The 20,812-nt window shown below is 71.7% G+C and carries 17 protein-coding genes; 4 read left to right on the top strand and 13 right to left on the bottom strand.

Annotated features, from left to right (window positions below; all coding sequences use genetic code 11):
- Together ACFWIA_RS32670 and ACFWIA_RS32665 are read left to right on the top strand one after the other, a co-directional pair.
- Positions 1–1,386: a hypothetical protein gene (locus ACFWIA_RS32670; RefSeq protein ID WP_387010880.1), complete on the top strand. Its 1,386-nt coding sequence runs from the start codon at positions 1–3 to the stop codon at positions 1,384–1,386.
- Positions 1,383–1,688 carry a hypothetical protein gene (locus ACFWIA_RS32665; RefSeq protein WP_387010879.1) on the top strand — a complete coding sequence of 102 codons (306 nt, stop codon included), beginning with the start codon at positions 1,383–1,385 and terminating at the stop codon, positions 1,686–1,688. Before ACFWIA_RS32670 ends, ACFWIA_RS32665 begins: the two co-directional genes overlap by 4 nt.
- Before the next feature lie 185 nt (positions 1,689–1,873).
- On the opposite strand, the gene ACFWIA_RS32660 is transcribed toward ACFWIA_RS32665, so the two are convergent.
- Positions 1,874–3,124 carry a cytochrome P450 gene (locus ACFWIA_RS32660; RefSeq protein ID WP_387010878.1) on the bottom strand — a complete coding sequence of 417 codons (1,251 nt, stop codon included), beginning with the start codon at positions 3,122–3,124 and terminating at the stop codon, positions 1,874–1,876.
- A gap of 447 nt (positions 3,125–3,571) precedes the next feature.
- On the opposite strand from ACFWIA_RS32660, the gene ACFWIA_RS32655 reads away from it, so the two are divergent.
- The gene (locus ACFWIA_RS32655) at positions 3,572–4,249 is read left to right on the top strand and encodes a hypothetical protein (RefSeq protein WP_387010877.1); all 678 of its coding nucleotides are present in this window, start codon (positions 3,572–3,574) and stop codon (positions 4,247–4,249) included.
- 482 nt (positions 4,250–4,731) lie between these two features.
- Here ACFWIA_RS32655 and ACFWIA_RS32650 read toward each other — a convergent pair whose 3' ends face one another.
- The 6 genes from ACFWIA_RS32650 to mnmA form a co-directional block, all read right to left on the bottom strand.
- The gene (locus tag ACFWIA_RS32650; protein ID WP_387010876.1) at positions 4,732–6,915 is read right to left on the bottom strand and encodes a putative bifunctional diguanylate cyclase/phosphodiesterase; all 2,184 of its coding nucleotides are present in this window, start codon (positions 6,913–6,915) and stop codon (positions 4,732–4,734) included.
- A 247-nt stretch (positions 6,916–7,162) separates the two neighbouring features.
- A complete protein-coding gene (gene ligA / locus ACFWIA_RS32645; RefSeq protein WP_387010875.1) occupies positions 7,163–9,355 on the bottom strand; it encodes an NAD-dependent DNA ligase LigA in 2,193 nt (730 codons plus the stop codon).
- Between the two features lie 17 nt (positions 9,356–9,372).
- A complete protein-coding gene (locus tag ACFWIA_RS32640; RefSeq protein WP_387010874.1) occupies positions 9,373–10,392 on the bottom strand; it encodes a methionine synthase in 1,020 nt (339 codons plus the stop codon).
- 82 nt (positions 10,393–10,474) lie between these two features.
- Positions 10,475–11,167 (bottom strand): SDR family oxidoreductase, encoded by a 693-nt coding sequence (locus ACFWIA_RS32635; RefSeq protein ID WP_387010873.1) that lies wholly within the window; start codon positions 11,165–11,167, stop codon positions 10,475–10,477.
- A 23-nt stretch (positions 11,168–11,190) separates the two neighbouring features.
- Positions 11,191–11,730 (bottom strand): TIGR00730 family Rossman fold protein, encoded by a 540-nt coding sequence (locus ACFWIA_RS32630; protein WP_387010872.1) that lies wholly within the window; start codon positions 11,728–11,730, stop codon positions 11,191–11,193.
- A gap of 582 nt (positions 11,731–12,312) precedes the next feature.
- The gene (mnmA, locus tag ACFWIA_RS32625; protein WP_387010887.1) at positions 12,313–13,434 is read right to left on the bottom strand and encodes a tRNA 2-thiouridine(34) synthase MnmA; all 1,122 of its coding nucleotides are present in this window, start codon (positions 13,432–13,434) and stop codon (positions 12,313–12,315) included.
- Positions 13,435–13,494: 60 nt separating this feature from the next.
- On the opposite strand from mnmA, the gene ACFWIA_RS32620 reads away from it, so the two are divergent.
- A complete protein-coding gene (locus tag ACFWIA_RS32620) occupies positions 13,495–14,217 on the top strand; it encodes an N-acetylmuramoyl-L-alanine amidase (protein ID WP_387010871.1) in 723 nt (240 codons plus the stop codon).
- Positions 14,218–14,259: 42 nt separating this feature from the next.
- On the opposite strand, the gene ACFWIA_RS32615 is transcribed toward ACFWIA_RS32620, so the two are convergent.
- The 6 genes from ACFWIA_RS32615 to ACFWIA_RS32590 form a co-directional block, all read right to left on the bottom strand.
- Positions 14,260–15,423: a cysteine desulfurase family protein gene (locus ACFWIA_RS32615; RefSeq protein ID WP_387010870.1), complete on the bottom strand. Its 1,164-nt coding sequence runs from the start codon at positions 15,421–15,423 to the stop codon at positions 14,260–14,262.
- A gap of 172 nt (positions 15,424–15,595) precedes the next feature.
- The gene (locus ACFWIA_RS32610) at positions 15,596–16,474 is read right to left on the bottom strand and encodes a thioesterase family protein (protein ID WP_387010869.1); all 879 of its coding nucleotides are present in this window, start codon (positions 16,472–16,474) and stop codon (positions 15,596–15,598) included.
- Positions 16,475–16,531: 57 nt separating this feature from the next.
- Positions 16,532–17,194 carry a trimeric intracellular cation channel family protein gene (locus ACFWIA_RS32605; protein WP_385496227.1) on the bottom strand — a complete coding sequence of 221 codons (663 nt, stop codon included), beginning with the start codon at positions 17,192–17,194 and terminating at the stop codon, positions 16,532–16,534.
- 161 nt (positions 17,195–17,355) lie between these two features.
- The gene (locus ACFWIA_RS32600) at positions 17,356–18,567 is read right to left on the bottom strand and encodes an ABC transporter ATP-binding protein (RefSeq protein ID WP_387010868.1); all 1,212 of its coding nucleotides are present in this window, start codon (positions 18,565–18,567) and stop codon (positions 17,356–17,358) included.
- A 14-nt stretch (positions 18,568–18,581) separates the two neighbouring features.
- Positions 18,582–19,679, bottom strand: coding sequence for an ABC transporter ATP-binding protein (locus ACFWIA_RS32595; RefSeq protein ID WP_387010867.1), 1,098 nt, complete (start codon positions 19,677–19,679; stop codon positions 18,582–18,584).
- The gene (locus ACFWIA_RS32590; RefSeq protein WP_387010866.1) at positions 19,676–20,674 is read right to left on the bottom strand and encodes an ABC transporter permease; all 999 of its coding nucleotides are present in this window, start codon (positions 20,672–20,674) and stop codon (positions 19,676–19,678) included. Before ACFWIA_RS32590 ends, ACFWIA_RS32595 begins: the two co-directional genes overlap by 4 nt.
- Positions 20,675–20,812 lie beyond the last annotated feature (138 nt).

The following is a 20,812-nucleotide window of genomic DNA, read 5'->3' as shown; positions in this document are numbered from 1 at the left end:
TTGGCCTACACCTATCAAGAGGACGTCAGGTTCCTTGAGGAATGCAACCCCGCACTCGTGGAGCGCAACGCCTTGGAGTTCAAGAGGCTGCGTGATCTGCTGATTGATGTCGAGCCCGGCGCGAAGCGAGCTGCCACCCACACGCTGTGGGTGAGCGAGAACCGCACTCCCTACGACAACAGGCTCCGCGAGGCACGCAACCTGATCACACACCTGGCCGAGGGCTACGACAAGGCGCAGAGCGCACTCCTGCACTACGCGGCGGCGCTGGAGACGGCAAAGTCCCACTACGCGGACGGCAGATCAGCGGAAGAGACGTTGGCCGGCCTCGTGTCCCGGGTCGCGGACGCCATGACCCGCGAGGCGCAAGACGCCGGGACAATGCGCCAGTGGGAGGACCTACGGGGTACGACCGGATTCCTCGACTGGGCCGCCGAACTCACCGTGGACATTGACGACATCAAGGACCAAGCGAACCGCGCCCACGGCCAGGCCAGCGCGGCGTATCACCGCGCTCTGGAGACGGAGAGCGAGGCACGAAGCGCGTGCACCGCGGCGTTGGACAAGGCGTACAAGGCTCTGCCCGACTTCCGCGGTGGCGACTTCGTCGATGCGAAGACCCTGGTGGGATCCATACCCGCGCTCCGGGCTGAGGCCGCCGAAGCCAGGAACGACTCCCTCACTCACCTGCCCGGGAGGAGCGCCAAGGCAGAGTTCACCACACCGGTGGCAGGGGACAACGTATCGCCGTCCCTCATGGACATCAGGATGCGCCTCACCGAATTCCCCGAAGCCACCGACGCGTACTGGGCCGTGCCGCGGGACGCGGAAGAGCGTCGCGAGTGGATCGCGGCGAACAGGGACATCATTTCCGCGGCGGCCCAACGGTCCGGTCTACCACCCGACATGGTCGCCGGGATCGCCTGGCAGGAGGTGGGCGGCCAGTGGGGTTGGATGGACGACGGAGTCGATACCGTCCGCGAACTGGCCGAGGACGGCTGGTTGCCCGTCACTCCGGATAACCTGCCCTCGCGGCTCGGTGGCGCACCGGACGAGACGTCCTTCGGCCCCATAGCCATCCAGGTGAGAAGAGCCGCCGAGGTACTCGGCTACGACCCGGCCAACCTCACGGAGGGGCAACGGGACACCATCGAGGCAGCACTCCAAGAGCCCGGGCAGAACATCTTCATCGCCTCCGACTACCTGGCCATGCTCAAGGAGGAGAGCGGGTTCGCCGACGTGCCGGCGGACGAGTTGACGCGCGAACAACGCCAGGAACTCGCTGCCCGCTACAACGGCGGACCCTACTGGCAGGATGACAAGGCCCAGGCATACGGTCGTGGCTTCGACGAGAACCTGGACGATGCGAGGAGTGCCCTGAAGTGACCGGCCTGCTGCGAGGGCCGTGGGGAACGGTCCTCGTCCTCGCGAACCTCTTGAACGCCTACGTCGCCTACGGCGCCCTCGCTGCCCAGCCGCAGGGAGCCTGGGACGAACAGACGCTGACCGGTATTGAGTTCGCGTCCGCCCTCCTGATCGTGCTCGGCGCCACGACCTCTCTGCTCGCCCTGCTCCCGGTGCGGCGTCGGACCCTGAGCCCCTGGTGGCTGGCGCCGTCACTGGCGTTTCTGGCGATGGGCGCGGCACGTTGGGCCTACGTCGTTCACACCTACCCGCAAGGCGGGTGACCGGCGTTCTGCACAGACTCCATGACGGTACGAGCCACCGGACCACCCCTCTTGTACGAGCGCGGTGGACGCCTCCCGTCCCCCCGGGTGTGCGATGCGCACCGCACACCCGGTCGGACGCCGGGCCGGGCCGGCCTTCCAGCGCGGGTGGGGTGCGCGGGTAGGGCGGCCGGCGGGTCGCCTGCTCACCCGGGCGCGGGCTGGCCCGGGTGACCGTCCGGCGAGGGCGTGAAGGCGATCTCCAGGCTGGTCAGTCCGCGAAAGTTGAGACTGCGCTGCCAGCTCGGCGCGGTGCCCACGAGCTTCCAGTCCGGGAGCCGGGTGAGCAACGCCTCCAGCACGATGACGCCCTCCAGTCGGGCCAGCGCCGCACCGAGGCAGAAGTGCGGCCCGTACCCGAAGGCGACGTGCCTCCCACCGGGACGCCGGAAGTCCAGCACGTCGGGGTCGGGGAACGCCTCCGGGTCCCGGTTGGCGGCGCCGCACACCAGGAGCACGGGCTGACCGGCCGCGAGGGAGCGACCCGCCAGCTCCAGATCGTGCCGGGCCCGGCGCAGCATCAACTGCACCGGGCTGTCGTAGCGCAGGAGTTCCTCGACGGCGGCGGGGATCAGGTCCGGCTGGTCGCGGAGTTGCTCGGCGGCCTGCGGGTGTTCCAGGAGGGCGAGGGCGGCGTTGCCGATGAAGTGGGTGGTGGTCTCGTGGCCGGCGATCAGGAGCAGGGCGCAGTTGGCGAGGAGTTCCTCGAAGTCCTGATCGGGGTTGTCGATCCCGGTGGCCAGGAGTGCGCGCAGGCTGTGGGGCGCGGGCGGACCGTCCTCGTGGAGCAGGAGCCCGCGGAGGTAGTCGAGCATCTGCGCCATGCTCTGCGAGGCCGCTCTGCTCTCGTCGGCGTCGAGCCGGGAGTTGCCGATGGCCGCGGCGACCGGGTCCGACCACGAGGACACGGTCGACCGGTCCTCCTCCGGGACCCCCAAGAGGTCACAGATGACGGCGAGGGGCAGCGGGCGGGCGAGGTCCGCCACGATGTCCAACCGGCCGGTCGGCGCCGCGCGGGTGATGATCTGGTCGACCGCGTCGAAGATCCGGTCGCGTAGCGCCGCCACGGCCCGGGGCGTGAAGGCCCTGCTGAGCAGGGCGCGCAGCCGGGCGTGGTCGGGGGCGTCGCTGTAGAGCATCTGCTGACTCAGGACCCGGGCCAGCGGCCGTAGTTCCTCGGAGACCGCCCCGATGTCCGGGTAGCGGATCGAGGAGAAGCGTGGGTCACTCGCCGTGCTGCTGACCACGGCATGGCTGGTGGCGACCCAGGCGCCCACCCGGCGGTCCCAGAAGAGGTCGTCCGTGGTGCGGAGGTCCCGGTAGAAGTCGTAGAGACGTTCCTGGTTCTGAGTCCTCAGGACGGATAACAGTGACGCGGGCGTCGCGTGAGTGGGCATCGCCGCACGCTAGCACCAGGGGCGCACCTCCCCGGCCGCCCGAACGGTCAGTCCGGCAGCCGTGCCACGGGCAGGACGGCGAGGGGAACCCCGCGGTCTTGTCCGCCCTCGTTTTCCAGCCAGGCGGGAACTCGCGTCTGGTTCGACCTCATCGGTTTGCGTTTAGAGTGATCGCCGTGTCAGGCAGATCCTGAGTGGTCCGCCTCTCGCGCATTTCGGCCAGTCACGGGGGATTCGGCCGCTGCGGAAGACCTCGTCATGCCGTGGCATCAGCCACGACGTCGCCCTTCGACGTCGCACTCCCTTCGCGGGCTGGGAGTTCCGCTCCATCGTGAGCGGGCTCACCATCACCTACCAGGGGGAGATCCACATGCTGAAGCGCCGCGCACTGTTACGCGTCCTTCCCATCGCCGCACCTACCGACACCGCACCGGGGGCGCGGTAGCCATGCGAGGAGCGAACTTCCCGGACCGCCTCACGGGTGGTCCCGTCATCGCCGGCCTGGCGCTCGTCGGCATCGTCGCAGGTGTGCTGGTCGGCAGCTCCGGACTGGACACCGTGGCCGGCTGCGGACTCGGCAGCGACCTGTACCCGTCGCAGACCGCTGAGGACTGGGTCGATCAGGCAGACCACGTGGTCGTGGCCACCCCGGTCAAGGAACAAGACATCAACCGACACGACTATCCGAACGGGATTTTCGCTTACAAGGTCGAACGCAAAGTAACGCTGAAGGCCGAAGACTCCCTCTGGACCGGCGAGCAGCCCGAACACTCACTGGGCGACGAATTCGCTCTCGTGGCCCCCGGCTGGCGTGTGTTCAGGGAAACCGGCAACCGCTTCAAGGACACGTATGCGAACGCACCCCGACTGGAAGTAGGCCACACGTACCTGCTCGCCCTGCGTTGGATCGACGGCCAGTGGACCGTTCTCGGAGAGGGCGCCGCCCTCCCGTTCGACGATCGGACCGTAGGCCAGGGCGAGTGGTGCGGACGCGAGCTGAGCGGGGAGGACGTGGCACGCGGCGAACGCTTCTCCCGCCCGGACGAGAACAGCCTGGAAGAGTCCCTGCACGGCCAGAACGCACGAGCCGTCACCCGCGCACTCGATCAGGCGAGCAAGGAGTGAGCGGGGATCCGCCTGAGCGCCGAGGGGCGGCCGTGCGCTGCGCTGTCAGCGGTTGAGGTGTCGCGACTCGTGTAGCACGCGGAGTCCGGATGCGAGTCGCGGCAACGGACCTCCGCAGGACGGTTCTCGCGGGAGCGCCCAGCCGTGCCAGCAGGACAGACACCAGCGTGCGGTGGCGTGTTCAGGGTCGGCCACAGCCGTACCGCCGCAGCGCGGGCACTTCTGCATGAGCGCACACTCCTGTGCCTAGAGGTCGGGCTCTGCCAGCTTGGCACCCGTGGCCGTGCACGGGTGCACCAGGTGACCCTTGACGGGGAATCGTGGCGGGAGACCCGCCCGCACGTCAGCGCCGACGTACGGGCGAAGGAGCCGTCGGTCGCCCGGGAGCGGGCTGGACGTCCCCGGTGAAGACGAAGATCTGGCGTTCGACCGACGCGATGCCCTCGCTGCGGACCGGCGGCCCCGGAGGATCGCGTCCGGGCTCATTCCGTTTCGACGGCCGGGAGGGTGGCCCGGGGGCGCTGCCAGCCGCGGGAACCCCGGGCGAGCAGCCATGCCGTGGCCTCCTCCGGAGGCATCGCCGCGGCGACCAACCACCCCTGCACGGCATCGCAGCCGAGGTCGCGCAACCGCTCCCAGGTCTCGTCGTCCTCGACGCCCTCCGCGACGACGAGGAGTCCCAGCGAGTGGGCGAGGTCGACCGTGCAGCGCACGATCTCGGCGTCCTCGTTGTCGATGGCGAGCCGGGCCACGAAGGACCGGTCGATCTTCAGTTCGCTGACCGGCAGGCGTCGGAGGTGGACCAGGGACGAGTACCCGGTGCCGAAGTCGTCGAGGGACATCTTCACGCCGTGGCCGGCGAGTCCGGCGAGGGTGTCCGCGGCCCGCTGCGGGTCTTCGAGCAGGACGTGTTCGGTGATCTCCAGTTGGAGGGCGGCGGCGGGCACCGCGTGCCGGGCGAGCCGGGCGGCCACCGAGCCGGCGAAGCCGGGGGTGTGGACGTCGCGGGGCGAGACGTTCACGGCGACGGGGACCCGTAGGCCCTGGGCGCGCCAGCGGGCGACCTGGGCGAGGGCGGTCTCCAGCACGTACTCGGTGAGGTGCGGCATCAGTCCGGAGGACTCGGCGATGGCGATGAACTCGTCCGGGGGGACCCGTCCGCGCTCCGGGTGCACCCACCGCACCAGGGCTTCGAGGCCGGCGACCTGTCCGTCGAAGCGGACCTTGGGCTGGTAGTGGAGTTGGACGTCACCGGTGTCGAGGGCGCGTCGGAGGTCACCGAGGAGTCCGAGCCGGTCGGGGGTGTTGGAGTCCCGCTTCGATTCGTAGACCTCCACGCCGGTGCGGTCCCGCTTGGCCTGGTACATGGCGATGTCGGCGCGCCGTAGCAGTCCCTCGGCGTCGAGGGCGTGGTCGGGGAAGACGGCGAGTCCGGCGCTGGCCTCCAGGACGAGGGTGAGCCCGTCGAGGTCGAGGGGCGAGCCGAGGGCGGTGACCACGGAGCGGGCGACCCGGGTGGCGGAGGTGGTGGAGTCGGCGATGGGCAGGAGTACCGCGAACTCGTCGCCGCCGAGGCGTGCGGCTTCGGCGCCGCGGGGCAGGGCGACCCGGAGCCGGTCGGCGATCTGGAGGAGGAGCCGGTCGCCCGCGAGATGACCGAGGGTGTCATTGACGGACCGGAAGCGGTCCAGGTCGATCAGCATCAGTGCGGATCTGGCGCCGATCCGGTCGGCGTCGTCGAGGGCCGCCCAGGTGCGTTCGAGGAGCCACTGACGGTTCGGCAACTTGGTGAGCGGATCGCGCAACTGTTCCTCGGCCCGGGCCCGGGCGATCCACAGGGTGGAGTCGAGGGTGACCAGCGGGACGACGAACAGCGGCAGCAGCACCGGCATCGCCGTGGCGACGACGCAGATCAGCGGGGCTATGCCCAGCAGCGCGACCCCGACCAGGCCCTGCCGCAGCAGGGCGGTGCGGGCGATCGTGGGCAGGCCCGCCGGGTTCGGAGCGTGGAGGTACCACAGGAGCAGGCGGGTGACGGTCAGATAGGCCGCCGCCGCGAGGGAGACCTGCGGAACGGTGTACAGGTCCCAGGTCTCGGGCTGCCAGGGCCGTTCGACGGTGGGGACGACTCCGCAGGCCGCGAGCAGCAGCGCACCCGAGCCGATGCCGAGCACGTCGACGGCGCCGTGCAGTAAGCCCTGCCGCCAGCGCCCCCGTCGGGCGACCCCCACCAGGACGACGACGGTCAGGCTGACCATGCCGGCGGGGATCCATCCGTACAGCAGGAGCACGGCGAGGGTGAGGGCGGAGCCGGAGCCGGTGGCGCCCCACCAGCGGCCCCGGCCGAGGGCCACGAGGTGCCCCACGGTGAGTCCGGTGAGCAGGGCGAGGGACCAGCCCACGGTGCCGGACGGGAACAGCGCGCGGTCGCCGCTGACGGCGCTCCAGGCGCCGAGGCCCAGGACGACCGCGGCGAGGGAGCCGACCGCGATGGCGAGGGCGGGCCAGGCGCCGCGCGTCGCCGGGTCGGTGTCCGGGTAGGGGCGGGCGCCGTGGGTGACGGGCTGCGCGGGGTCGCCCGTCCGTCTGCGGCCGGTGAGCCAGGCGCGCGGGATGCGGCGGGCGCGCACGCCCGCGTCCGGGGCGGCCCTCTCGCTCGATTCCATTCCGTCCCTCTCACAGCCGGCGGTGCCCGCGCCACGCGTCGTTCCGCCGTGCACCGCCATCGAACGCGCGTCTGATGACCCGCCACGCAGCGGGCCACGGCGGGCGCTTATTCCCACAGTAGGCTGCGGAGGCCGTCCAGGGGCAGCGGTCGGCGACGGTTGCCCGAATGCGACCGGGCCACCCCTAACCATCTGATATGCGCCGAACGGGTGAGCTGATGGGGCTGTGCGAGGGACGGGAAGACGGCTATTCCTCGATGGGGAGAGCCGCCTCCCGGGCCGCGTCCGGGCCCTGTTCCAGCAGGACGGCGAAGCCTTCTTCGTTCAGGACCGGCACCTTCAGCTGCATCGCCTTGTCGGATTTCGACCCTGGGTTGTCACCGACCACGACGAACGAGGTCTTCTTGGACACCGATCCGGTCACTTTGGCGCCGCGTGACTGAAGGGCCTCCTTCGCCCCGTCACGGGTGTGGTGGGTCAGGGTGCCGGTGACGACCACGGTGAGTCCCGCCAGGGGGCGGGGGCCCTCGTCCTCCCCCGCGGACGCGTCCTCCATCCGGGCGCCCGCGGCCTTCCACTTGCGGACGATCTCCTGGTGCCAGGGCTCTTCGAACCACTGGCGGACGGCGGCGGCGGTGGTGTCCGCGACCCCGTCGGTGGCGATGAGCTGCTCCTCGGTGGCCTCGGCGAGCCGGTCGATGGAACGGAACTCGCGGGCGAGCGCTTCGGCGGCGACCGGGCCGACGTGACGGATCGACAGACCGGTCAGGAAACGGGCCAGCGGGCGTTCCTTGGCGGCGGCGATGGCCTCCAGCATGGCCAGGGCGTTCTTCTTGGGTTCGCCCTCCTGGTTGGCGAAGACGGTGGCGACCTTCTCCAGGCCGGTCTCCGGGTCCCGCTTGGGCAGTCCGCTGTCGGGGTCGAGGACGTACGCCTTGATGGGCAGCAGCTGTTCGATCGTCAGGTCGAACAGGTCGCCCTCGTCCTTGAGCGGCGGCTCCGCAGGCTCCAGGGGCTTGGTGAGCGCGGCGGCGGACACGTAGCCGAAGTGGTCGATGTCGAGGGACTTGCGGCCCGCGAGGTAGAACAGCCGCTCCCGCAGTTGGGCCGGGCAGGTGCGGGCGTTCGGACAGCGGAGGTCGATGTCGCCCTCCTTCATGGCCTTCAGCGGCGTGCCGCACTCGGGGCACTCGGTGGGCATCTCGAACGCGGGCGCGTCCGGGTCGCGGAGTTCGGGGACGTGGCTGAGGATCTCGGGGATCACCTCCCCGGCCTTGCGGATGACGACGGTGTCCCCGACGCGGACGTCCTTCGCCTTGACGACCTCCTGGTTGTGGAGGGTCGCGAACTCGACCTCCGAGCCGGCGACGACGACCGGTTCGACCTGGGCGTAGGGGGTGACGCGGCCGGTGCGGCCGACGCCGACGCGGATGTTGACGAGCTTGGTGTTGACCTCCTCCGGCGGGTACTTCCAGGCGATGGCCCAGCGGGGCGCGCGGGAGGTGGAGCCCAAGCGGCCCTGGAGGGGGATCTCGTCGAGCTTGACGACCACGCCGTCGATCTCGTGCTCCATCGAGTGGCGGTGGGCGCCGTAGTGCGCGATGAAGGCGCGCACGCCCTCGATCGAGTCCACCACCTCGTTGTGCCGGGCGGTGGGCAGGCCCCACTCGTGGAGCAGGGCGTACGCCTCGGACAGCCGGTCGATCTCCAGGCCCTCGCGGGCGCCGATGCCGTGCACCACCATGTGCAACGGGAGCGTGGCGGTGACCTTGGGGTCCTTCTGGCGCAGCGAGCCGGAGGCGGAGTTGCGGGGGTTGGCGTACGGCTTCTCGCCCGCCTTGACCCGGCGTTCGTTGAGCGCTTCGAAGGCGTCCATCGGGAAGTAGACCTCGCCGCGGATCTCCACCAAGGCGGGGACGCGGTCGCCCTGGAGGCGGTGCGGGATCTCGGCGATGGTCCGGACGTTGGGGGTGATGTCCTCGCCGGTGCGGCCGTCGCCCCGGGTGGCGGCGCGGGTGAGCCGGCCGTCCTCGTAGGTGAGGTTGACGGCGAGGCCGTCGACCTTCAGTTCGCACAGGAAGTGGTAGTCCGTGGTGCCGACGTCGCGGGCGATGCGCTCGGCCCAGGTGGTCAGGCCCTCGTCGTCGAACGCGTTGTCGAGGGAGAGCATCCGCTCCCGGTGCTGGACCTCGGTGAGTTCGGTCTCGTAGGCGACGGAGACCTGCTGGGTGGGCGAATCGGGGGTGCGCAGCTCGGGGTGCTCGTCCTCCAGGCGCTCCAGGTCCCGCATCAGCCGGTCGAACTCGGCGTCGCTGACGACGGGCTGGTCCTTGACGTAGTACCGGAAGCGGTGCTCCTCGATCTCCTCGGCGAGCCGCGCGTGCCGTTCGCGCGCCTCGGCGGGCACCGGTGCGGTCCCTGCGTGCTCTTCGCCGGTCACGTCTGTCCTCCCGTTGGTCACTCTGGGTTGTCCGCGAGGGATCTCGCCGCCCGGACGCAGTGGGCGAGCGCCTCCCGGGCGTACCCGGGGGACGCGCCGGCGAGACCACACGCCGGGGTGAGCGTGACCGAGTCACTCAGCAGTCCCGGCCGTAGCCCCAACCTGCGCCACAGCGTCCTGACACCCCCGACGCTACCGGCAGGGTCTGACAACGCGGCGTCGGTGCCGGGCACGACACCGGCGAAGAGCTTCGTGCCGGCCTCGACGGCTTCACCGATGATCTCGTCGTCACGTTCGGTGAGGAGGGAGAGGTCGAAGGAGACGGCGTCGACGCCGGAGCGGCGCAGCAGGGCGAAGGGCACGTCGGGGGCGCAGGAGTGGACGACGACGGGACCGTCGTGGACGTCGAACAGGTCGCGGAGCGCCGCTTCCACGGTCTGCCGGTCCGGGGCGCGGTGGGTGCGGTAGCCGCTGGCCGTCTTGATCTGGCCGCGCAGGACTGCGGTGAGCGAGGGTTCGTCGTACTGGAGCACCAGTTGGGCGCCGGGGACCCGGCGGGCGACCTCGGCGAGGTGCGTGCGGACGCCCTCGGCGAGCGATCCTGCGAGGTCCCGGCAGGCGCCGGGGTCGGACAGGGCGACCTCGCCGCCCCGCAGTTCCAGGGCGGCGGCGAGCGTCCACGGCCCGACCGCCTGCACCTTCAGCGGTCCCCGGTAGCCCTGGGTGTGCTCCTCCAGCGCGTCGAGGTCCTGGCGCAGCCAGCCGTGTGCGCGGCGGGTGTCCCGGCCGGGGCGGTCGCCGATCCGCCAGCCGCTGGGCTCCACCCGGGCGTAGAGGTCGACGAGCAGTCCGGCGGTGCGGCCGATCATGTCGGCGCCGGGGCCGCGCGCGGGGAGTTCGGGCAGGTACGGGGTGCCCTGGCCGTCCGCGAAGGTCCCGACGACGGTCTTGACGGCTTCCTGGGCGTCCTGGCCGGGCATGGAGCCGACGCCGGTGGCGGGGCCGGGCCGGAACGCCGTGTTGTCGTGGTTGCTCACCCGGGAAGACTACGAGACCCGCGGGGCGTCGCCGCCGGCCGCCCGTGACGACGACCGGGGGGCGACGACGGCGGGCGGCGGGTCAGTGGGCCGAGGGGCGCACCGACAGGTCGTTGATCTCGGCGTCCCGGGGGAGGTCGAGCGCGGTGAGGACGGTGGTGGCGACGGTGTCCGGGGCGATCCAGCGGCCGGGCTCGTACTCCTTGCCCTCCTGCTGGTGGACCTTGGCCTGCATGGCGCTGGCGGTGCGACCGGGGTAGACGGACGTCACGCGGACGCCGCTGCCCTGCTCCTCCTCGCGCAGCGAGTCGGCGAGGGCCCGCAGTCCGTGCTTGGACGCGGCGTACGCGGACCAGTCGCCGCGGGCGCGCAGCCCGGAACCGGAGTTGATGAAGATCAGGTGGCCCTGGGTGACGCGGAGTTGCGGCAGGAAGTGACGGGTCAGCTCGGCGGGTGCGATCAGGTTGACGTTGAGTTGGTGGCGCCAGGTCTTGGGGGTGAGTTCGCCGACCGGTCCGAGGTCGATGACTCCGGCGCTGTGGATCAGCGAGTCGACCCGGTCGGGCAGGGTCTGGTGGGAGAAGGCCCAGGACAGCTTGTCCGGGTCGGAGAGGTCACCGACGAGGGTGCGGGCGCCGGGGAACCGGGCCGCCAGTTCCTTGGCCCGGCCCGCGTCGCGCGCGAGGAGCACGAGGTCGTCGCCGCGCGCGTGCAGGCGCTGCGCGAGGGCCGCGCCGATGCCGGAGCCGGCCCCGGTGATCACATGAGTTGCCATGGCCCCATCGTCGCACCGGGTGCTCAGACGGTGCCGAACGACTCCTCCAGGTACGCGAGGGCGCCCACCGGCTCCTCGGCGAAGAACACCAGCTCGGTCAGCGGCATCGGGAGGAAGCCCTCCTCGTCCATGCGCCGGAACTGTGTGCGGAGCCCGTCGTAGAAGCCGGCCGTGTTGAGGACGACCACGGGCTTGGTGTGCTTGCCGTGCTTGCGCAGCTCCAGGATGTCGGTGGCCTCGTCCAGGGTGCCCATGCCGCCGACCAGCACCACGATCGCGTCGGCCTTCTCCAGGAGCAGCGCCTTGCGTTCGGCGAGGTCCCGGGCGACGAGCATCTCGTCGGTGCCGGGTCGGGCGAACTGCGACAGGAACTCCACGGAGACGCCGAGCAGTCGGCCACCGGCCTGCTGGACGCCGTCCGCGACGACCTTCATCAGGCCCGAGTCGGAGCCGCCCCACACCAGGGTGTGGCCTCCCCTGCCGAGGAGTTCGGCGAACTGCCGCGCGGGGCGGGTGTAGCGCTCGTCGAGGTCGGCGGCGGACAGGAAGACACAGATGTTCATCCCGTCACGGTACGGGGATGAACGTTGCTCCTGCGGACCCGGGGGCGTCCCTGGTTCCCCGTGCGGGTACGTCGTGGTCACCCGCGCAGTTCCCCGCGCCCCTTCGGTGCGTTTCCGCGTGGGTGCGCTGTGCCGTGCAGGTCCGTCGTGCTTGCCCGCGCAGTTCCCCGCGCCCCTCGGGTGCGTCCCGGTCGGGCTGCGCTGTGCCGCTCGGGTACGCCCCGGTTTCGCGCAGTTCCCCGCGCCCCTGGAGGGGTGCGTCCCGGTCGGGCTGCGCTGTTCTGTGTGGGCGCGTCCCGGATTTGCGCAGTTCCCCGCGCCCCTGATCGGGGCACTCCAGGCCGGCGGAGCCCCGCAGGACGAGCGCCGCGGGACAAGTGCCGCTGGGCGAGCCCCATAGGGGCGCGGGGAACTGCGCGAGCAACCAACGACGCACCCGCAGCCAAGCAAGCACCGCAGGAAGCACAACGCACCTGTGCGGAACACCGCAGCCCCGCAGGGACGCACCCAAGGGGCGCGGGGAACGGCGCGGGCAACCACAGCGCACCCGCACCGGACGACGCACCCCACAGCGGGAAGCGTTTACGCGCTGACCACAGCCCGCCGCGTCGTCGCGATCGTCGCCGACCCGACGACCCGCGTGCCGTCGTAGAGCACGATCGCCTGACCGGGAGCGACCCCCCGCACCGGATCGACGAACCGGACCCGCAGCTCCCCGCCGTCGAACTCCGCGGTGACCTCCGACTCCCCGCCGTGGGCGCGCAGCTGAGCCGTGTACGAGGCGGCACCGGTCGGAGCCGTGCCGCACCAGCGGGGCCGCACCGCGGTCAGCGCGGTGACGTCCAGCGCCGCGGCCGGCCCGACCGTGACGGTGTTGCTGACCGGGGAGATGTCGAGCACGTAGCGGGGCTTGCCGTCCGCCGCGGGGTGCCCGATGCGCAGGCCCTTGCGCTGGCCGATCGTGTAGCCGTAGGCACCGTCGTGGGTGCCGATCTTCGTACCGGACTCGTCGAGGATGTCACCCTCGGCCTTGCCGAGGCGGGCGGCCAGGAAGCCCTGGGTGTCGCCGTCGGCGATGAAGCAGATGTCGTGGCTGTCGGGCTTCTTCGCCACCGCGAGGTCCCGCCGCTCGGCCTCCGCGCGGATCTCCTCCTTGGTGGTGACCGTGTCGCCGAGCGGGAACAGCGCGTGGGCGAGCTGCCGCTCGTCCAGCACCCCGAGGACGTACGACTGGTCCTTGGCCATGTCGGAGGCCCGGTGCAGTTCCCGGCTGCCGTCGGCGAGGGTGACCACGCGGGCGTAGTGGCCGGTGCACACCGCGTCGAAGCCGAGCGCGAGCGCCTTGTCCAGCAGCGCCGCGAACTTGATCTTCTCGTTGCAGCGCAGGCACGGGTTCGGGGTGCGGCCCGCCTCGTACTCCGCGACGAAGTCCTCCACCACGTCCTCGCGGAAGCGGTCGGCGAGGTCCCACACGTAGAACGGGATGCCGATGACGTCGGCCGCGCGCCGTGCGTCACGGGAGTCCTCGATGGTGCAGCAGCCCCGCGCGCCCGTGCGGAACGATTGCGGGTTCGCGGACAGCGCGAGGTGCACGCCGGTCACGTCGTGCCCGGCTTCCACGGCGCGGGCGGCGGCTACGGCGGAGTCCACTCCGCCGGACATGGCGGCCAGGACACGGAGGGGACGCTGCGGGGTCTCAGTCATCACCACTCCAGGGTAAAGGGCCCGGGGAACCGAATCCCGCGAGTATCCGTTGTGACTCGCATGGCGGAGCAGAAGAAGCGGCGGCAGACCGGTGACCAGGGGCCGCGGGTCGGGCGGCGCGCGCTGCTCATCGGGGGCGGGGTGGCCGTGGTCGGCGCGGGGATCGGGCTGCGGGACGAGGTGTCGGAGCTGTGGTACCGCGCCCCGGGGGTGACGAAGCCCCGGGTCGACGGGGCGGTGGACTTCACCGGCGCCCGGTGGGTGGCCGCGTCCCCGGCGAACCTGCGGCGGGCCGACCGCCCCGACGACTACCGGATCGACCGGGTGGTCATCCATGTCACGCAGGGCGGCTTCGACAGTGCGGTGCGGGTGTTCCAGGACCCCGGGCACGGGGCGGCCACGCACTACATCGTGCGCAAGGACGGGCACGTCACCCAGATGATCCGGGAGCTGGACGTCGCGTACCACGCGGGGAACCGGGACTACAACCAGCGCAGCGTGGGCATCGAGCACGAGGGGTGGGTGGACCGGGCCTCGTCGTTCACCGACGCGATGTACGCGGCCTCGGCACGGCTGACCGCGCGGATCTGTCAGCGGTACGAGATCGAGCCCGACCGGAAGCACATCGTGGGGCACGTGGAGGTGCCCGGCGCCACGCACACGGACCCGGGGCCGCACTGGGACTGGAAGCGGTACATACCGCTGGTGCGGGCCGAGCTGAAGCGGTTGGAGGAGCGGCCGAGCGGCTCGCCCTCGTCGGAGGCGACCCGCGCCTCGGATTGAGCGAGGGGCGGGCGCCCGCGCGCCACGGGGGCGGGCGAATGCTCAGGTGAGGCCGGCGTCGCGGGCGCGGGTGACCGCGGCGCCGATCGCCCCGGCGACCGCGGCCACGTCCTGCCGGGTGGAGGTGTGGCCCAGCGAGAAGCGGAGGGTGCCCCGGGCCAGGTCGGGGTCGGTGCCGGTGGCGAGCAGGACGTGACTGGGCTGGGCGACGCCCGCCGTGCAGGCGGAGCCGGTCGAGCACTCGATGCCCTGGGCGTCGAGCAGCAGCAGCAGCGAGTCGCCCTCGCAGCCGGGGAAGGAGAAGTGGGCGTTCGCGGGGAGCCGGTCGGCCGGGTCGCCGCCGAGGACGGCGTCCGGAACGGTCTGCCGCACCGCGCGCACCAGCTCGTCGCGGAGCGCGCCGATCTCGCGGGCGAACCAGGGCTGTTGTTCGGTCGCGACGCGTCCGGCGACGGAGAAGGCCACGATCGCGGGGGCGTCGAGCGTCCCGGAGCGCACGTGTCGTTCCTGTCCGCCGCCGTGGAGCACCGGCACGGGCGTCCAGGAGCGGCCGAGCAGGAGCGCCCCGATCCCGTACGGGCCGCCGATCTTGTGGCCGGAGACGGTCATCGCGGCGAGTCCCGAGGCCGCGAAGTCGACCGGGAGCTGTCCGACGGCCTGCACCGCGTCGGCGTGCATCGGCACCCCGAACTCGGCTGCCACCGCGGCGAGTTCCTGCACCGGCAGGACGGTGCCGATCTCGTTGTTGGCCCACATCACGGTCACCAGCGCCACGTCCGCCGGATTCCTGGCTATCGCCTCGCGCAGCGCGTGGGGGTGGACCCTGCCGTAGGCGTCGACGGGCAGGTACTCGACGGTGGCGCCCTCGTGTTCGCCGAGCCAGTGCACGGCGTCCAGCACGGCGTGGTGCTCGACGGGGCTGGCGAGGACCCGGGTACGGGCCGGGTCGGCGTCCCTGCGGGACCAGTACAGGCCCTTGACGGCGAGGTTGTCGGCCTCGGTGCCGCCGGAGGTGAAGACGACTTCGCTGGGGCGTGCGCCGAGGGAGGCGGCGAGGGTTTCCCGGGCCTCCTCCACGGCGCGGCGGGCCCGCCGTCCGGCGGCGTGCAAGGAGGACGCGTTGCCGGTGACGGTCAGCTGGGCGGTCATCGCCTCGATCGCCTCCGGGAGCATCGGAGTGGTCGCGGCGTGGTCGAGGTAGGCCATGGTGCGTCGATTCTACGAGCCGAGGCCGGGCACATCCGCCCGGGCCGGCCCCCGTGCCCCGGTGTGCGCCCCTGCGCCCCGCGCGCCCGGGCCGGGCGGAGCCGTGCACCGGCCGCCCGACGAGCCGTCCGCCCCGCCGCCCCGTCGCCCCGCCGTCCCGTCGACCGAGCGGTCAGCCGAGCGGGGCGCGGGCGAGCTGACGGGACTGGGCGACGAGGCGACCCGCGTCGTCCCAGACCTCGGCGTCCTCCTCCAGGAAGCCCCCGGCGAGGTTGCGGGTGGTGACGGAGACCCGCAGCGGCCCGGGTGCGGGGCGGCAGCGGATGTGCGCGGTGAGCTCGACGGTGGGCACCCAGCCCGTCAGCCCCAGCTCGAAGGCGGTGGGCGGCAGGGCGTCCACGGCGAGCAGCAGGGACAGCGGGTCGGGGTCGCGGCCGTCGGCGAGTCCGAACCAGGAGCGCATCTCGCCCTTGCCGGAGGGCGCGCCGAGGGCCCAGCCGAGGGTGGCCGGGTCGAGCCGCAGGGTCAGTCGTTCGGTGATGGCGCTGCTGCCGGGTACGGGGCTCTCGCCGGGCATGTCCTGCGGGCCGAAGCACCGGTCGTAGGGCGGCAGGGCGGGCGGCTGCGCGGTGGTGCGGACGTCGTCGGCGAGGGCGTCCAGGTCGCCGTAGGAGGCGAGGACGCGCAGTCGTTCGACCTCGTGGCCCCGGTCGTCGTACTGGAAGAGGGACGCCTGGCCGGTGGAGAGGGTGCGGCCGGTGCGGACGGGTGCGGTGCGGACGACCGCGGGGCCCGGCCGGGAGGGGGTGAGGTAGTGGGCCGAGAGGGAGAAGGGGTCCGGGTGCGGCAGGGCGTGGGCGAGTGCGCGGCCGACGAGGGCGAGGAGGTAGCCGCCGTTGATCGCGGAGATGATCGTCCACCCCGCGGAGAGTTCGGCGTCGTACACGCCGGGGTGGCCGGGGCGCTCGGTGACGGCGGTGTCCCGGTCGAACTCGCTGGTGCCGATCGTCGCCTTCGTCGGTGCTTCAGACATGGCGGCACGGTACAACATTCACCTACTAAGCGGTAGCTTTCCGTGCCGTCCGGAACACCGGGACGTCGCGGGCCGCTACTCCGGCGCCTCCACGGCCGTCGAGCGGCGGTTCCAGGCGCGCGGCGCCCGCCAGTGGTAGCGCAACGCCAGCAGCCGCAGCGCGAACGCGGTGACCGCGGCGATCCCGCCGGTGAGACCGTTCAACGCGTCGTACTTGAGGCACAGCGCCACGATGGCCGCGCCGACCATCGCGGGGACGGCGTACAGGTCGCGGTCCCAGCGGACCAGGGACGGGACCTCGTTCGCGATCATGTCCCGCAGGACTCCCCCGCCGACCGCGGTCGCCAGCCCCAGGACGGCCGAGGCGGTGAGGCCGAGCCCGTACTCGTACGCCTTGGCGGTGCCCGTGACGCAGAACAGGCCGAGGCCCATCGCGTCGAAGACGTTCACGCCCGTCTGGATGCGCTCCACCTCGGGGTGGAGGAAGAACACCAGGGCCGCCGCCAGCAGGGGGGTGAGCAGGTAGCCGAGGTCGGTGAAGGCGGCCGGCGGCACCGCGCCGATGACGAGGTCCCGGAAGAGACCGCCGCCGAGGGCGGTGACCTCGGCGAGCACGGCGATGCCGAAGACGTCGAAGTTCTTGCGGACGGCCAGCAGGGCGCCGGAGATGGCGAAGACGAAGATCCCGACGAGGTCCAGCGCGTGCTGGACGGAGGGACTGAACAGATCGTGGAACACCGGGTCATTTTCCCCCGGTCCGGACAGCGCGACGTCCACGGCGTTCCGACGTCCGCCGCGCGGATGCCCCGCACCCCCGTCGAACCGCCCGCGCCCCCGGGTCCCCGTGCGCTGCCGCGGCCGGAGGCGTCCGGGGTGGACCCCTCCGGCCGGGCCGGGGCTCAGCCCTCGTCGGAGTCGGCCGCCGCGGTGGGGGTCTGGACCCGGGAGGGGTCCGCGGTGCGGGTCGGCGGGGCGTCCTTGCCGACCGTCACCACCGCCACCGCATCGGCCGCGGCAGCGAGCCGGACGGTGTCCCGGGGCGCCTGGTCGGGCGCGTTCTCGGGGTGGTGGCAGGCCACCGACTGGTTCGGCTTCAGCTCCACGAACGCCGGCTCCTCCACCGCGCACACCTCCGTCGCCTTCCAGCACCGGGTGTGGAAGCGGCAACCGCTGGGCGGGGAGATCGGCGAGGGGACGTCGCCCTTGAGCAGGATGCGTTCGCTCTTAGCCGTGCGCCGCCGCGGGTCCGGGATCGGCACCGCCGACATCAGCGCCTTGGTGTACGGGTGCAGCGGCGCCGAGTAGAGCGACTTGCGGTCCGCCAGTTCGACGATCTTGCCCAGGTACATCACGGCGATCCGGTCCGACACGTGCCGCACCACGGACAGGTCGTGGGCGATGATCACATAGGTGAGGCCCAGCTCGGTCTGGAGGTCGTCCAGCAGGTTGACCACCTGCGCCTGGATCGACACGTCGAGCGCCGAGACCGGTTCGTCCGCGACGACCAGCTTCGGTTTCAGCGCCAGCGCGCGGGCGATGCCGATGCGCTGGCGCTGACCGCCGGAGAACTCGTGCGGATAGCGGTTGTAGTGCTCGGGGTTGAGCCCGACCACCTCCAGGAGCCGCTGGACCTCCTTCTTGACGCCGCCCTCGGGGGTCACCCCCTGGAGCCGGAACGGGGCGCCGACGATGGTGCCGATGGTGTGCCGCGGGTTCAGCGAGGAGTACGGGTCCTGGAAGATCATCTGGACGTCGCGCCGCAACGGCCGCATCCCGGAGACCCCGAGGTGCGTGATGTCCCGCCCCTGGAACTCGACCGTGCCGGCGGTGGGTTCGAGCAGTCGGGTGATCAGCCGGCCCATCGTGGACTTGCCGCAGCCCGACTCGCCGACGACGCCCAGGGTCTCCCCCGCGCGCACCTCGAAGTCGATGCCGTCGACCGCCTTGACGGCCCCCACCTGACGCTGGAGCAGCCCCTTGCGGATCGGGAAGTGCTTGCGCAGACCGCTGACCTTCAGCAGGACCTCGCCGGGGCTCGCGTCCCCGGTCGGGGTGGCGGCGCCGGACCGGGGGCCGGGGACCGGTGCGGAGCCCTTGTCGTCGCTCGTCACGATGTTGTCCTCGCTCACAGCTTGGGCGCAATCTCTTCGGTCCAGATACGCTCCCGCTGCTCCTGCGGCAGGTGGCAGGCGGCCCAGTGCGCACTGCCGACCTCGGAGAGTTCGGGACGGACCGTGCGGGTGACGTTGTCCTTGGGCAGGTCCGCGTACGGGCAGCGGGGGTTGAAGGCGCAGCCGTCCGGGATGTTGATCAGCGACGGCGGGGAGCCCTTCACCGGGATGAGGCGCTCGGTCTCCTCGCGGTCGAGGCGGGGCATCGAGCCGAGCAGTCCCCAGGTGTAGGGGTGGCGCGGCTCGTAGAACACCTGCTCGGCGGGGCCGCGCTCCACGCACCGGCCGCCGTACATCACCAACAGGTCGTCGGCGAGTTCGGCGACGACGCCCAGGTCGTGGGTGATGACGATGACCGCGGAGCCGAACTCCTTCTGGAGGTCCCGGATCAGGTCGAGGATCTGCGCCTGCACGGTGACGTCGAGGGCGGTCGTCGGCTCGTCCGCGATCAGGAGTTCGGGGTTGTTGACCAGCGCCATGGCGATCATGGCGCGCTGGCGCATGCCGCCGGAAAACTCGTGCGGGTAGCCGTCCACCCGCTTGTCGGGCTGGGGGATGCCCACCCGGTCGAGCATCTCGACAGCCCGCTTGCGTGCGGTCTTCTTGTTGACGTCGTGGTGGACGCGGTACGCCTCCACGATCTGTTGGCCGATCGTGTAGTAGGGGTGCAGCGCGGACAGCGGGTCCTGGAAGATCATCGCCATCTCCCGGCCGCGCAGCCTGCGCACCGTGTCCGGGTCGGCGGACAGCAGCTCTTGTCCGTCGAGCCAGATCTCCCCGGAGAGCCGGGCCTTGCGCTTGCCGTACTGACCGGCCGTGTGCAGGCCCATGATGCCGAGCGAGGTCACGGACTTGCCGGAGCCGGACTCGCCGACGATCCCGAGGGTCTTGCCCTTCTCCAGGGTGAAGCTGAGCCCGTCGACGGACTTGACCAGGCCGTCGTCGGTGGGGAAGTGCACCTTCAGGTCGCGCACGTCGAGGAACGCGGTGGGGGCCGGGGCCCCGGCGACGGGTTCGCCGAGGGCCGCCCCGGTGGTGCGGGGTCCGGTCATGCGAGCCTCACTCGGGGGTCGATCACGGCGTAGAGGACGTCCACGGCGAGGTTGGCGACGATCACCGCGAGCGAGGTGACCAGGGTGACGCCGAGGATGATCGGCAGGTCGCGTTCGCTGATCGCCGAGAGGACGGCCTGACCGAGTCCGGGCAGGTTGAAGGCGGTCTCCGTGAGGATCGCGCCGCCGATCAGGGCCCCGAGGTCCATCCCGAGCATGGTGAGGATCGGGGTCATCGTGGAGCGCATGGCGTGCTTGCCGATGACGACCGGTTCGGTGAGGCCCTTGGCGCGGGCGGTGCGGATGTAGTCCTCGCCGAGCACTTCGAGCATGGTCGCCCGGGTGATGCGGGCGTACATCGCGGCGTACAGGAAGGACAGCGTCACCCAGGGCAGCAGCAGCCCCTGGAACCAGCCGCCGAACCCGTCCCCGAACTCCTGGTACTGGCCGTCGACCAGGCCGAGCCCGTAGTCGAAGACGGCGAGCGAGAGCAGCGCGGTGAAGTAGATCGGCAGGGAGACGCCGGAGAGGGCGACGACCATCGCGGAGCGGTCCCAGAGGGTGCCGCGCTTGAGGGCGGACAGCACGCCCGCCGCGACGCCGAACAGCAGCCACAGGACGGCCGCGCCGAGGGCCAGCGAGAGGGTCACCGGGAGGCGGTCGGTGAGGACCGGCCAGATGGCCTGCTCGCTGCGGAAGGAGTAGCCGAAGCACGGGGCGGAGCAGTTGGTGACCTCGCCACCCGCCGCGTAGGTGCGCCCGACGAACAGTCCCTTGAAGAACTCCAGGACCTGCGCGTAGATCGGGTCGCCGAGCTGGAGCTTCTGCCGGACGGCCTCCACGGCCGCCGCGTCGGACTGCTTGCCCACGTACATCGTGGCCGGGTCGACGCCCGCCCACTTGGGGATGAGGAAGAAGATGCAGAAGACCACCACGATGATGACCACCAGCATCACTGCGGCGGCCATCAGCCGCCTGATGAGGTATGTGAGCACAGCTCGTCGGCCCGGCGGGGGGTGGGCCGGGGCGCCGGACACGCGGCCCGGGGGGCCCGGCCCCACCCCGGGGGGCCTAAAAAGGCGTTAGTGGCGTAACGCGGGGGGGGCCGGGGGGGTGTTTTATAAGGCCCCGGC

Source organism: Streptomyces sp. NPDC127068 (genome assembly GCF_042724695.1).
Classification (GTDB): Bacteria; Actinomycetota; Actinomycetes; order Streptomycetales; family Streptomycetaceae; genus Streptomyces.
This window is presented reverse-complemented; position numbering and strand designations above follow the sequence as displayed.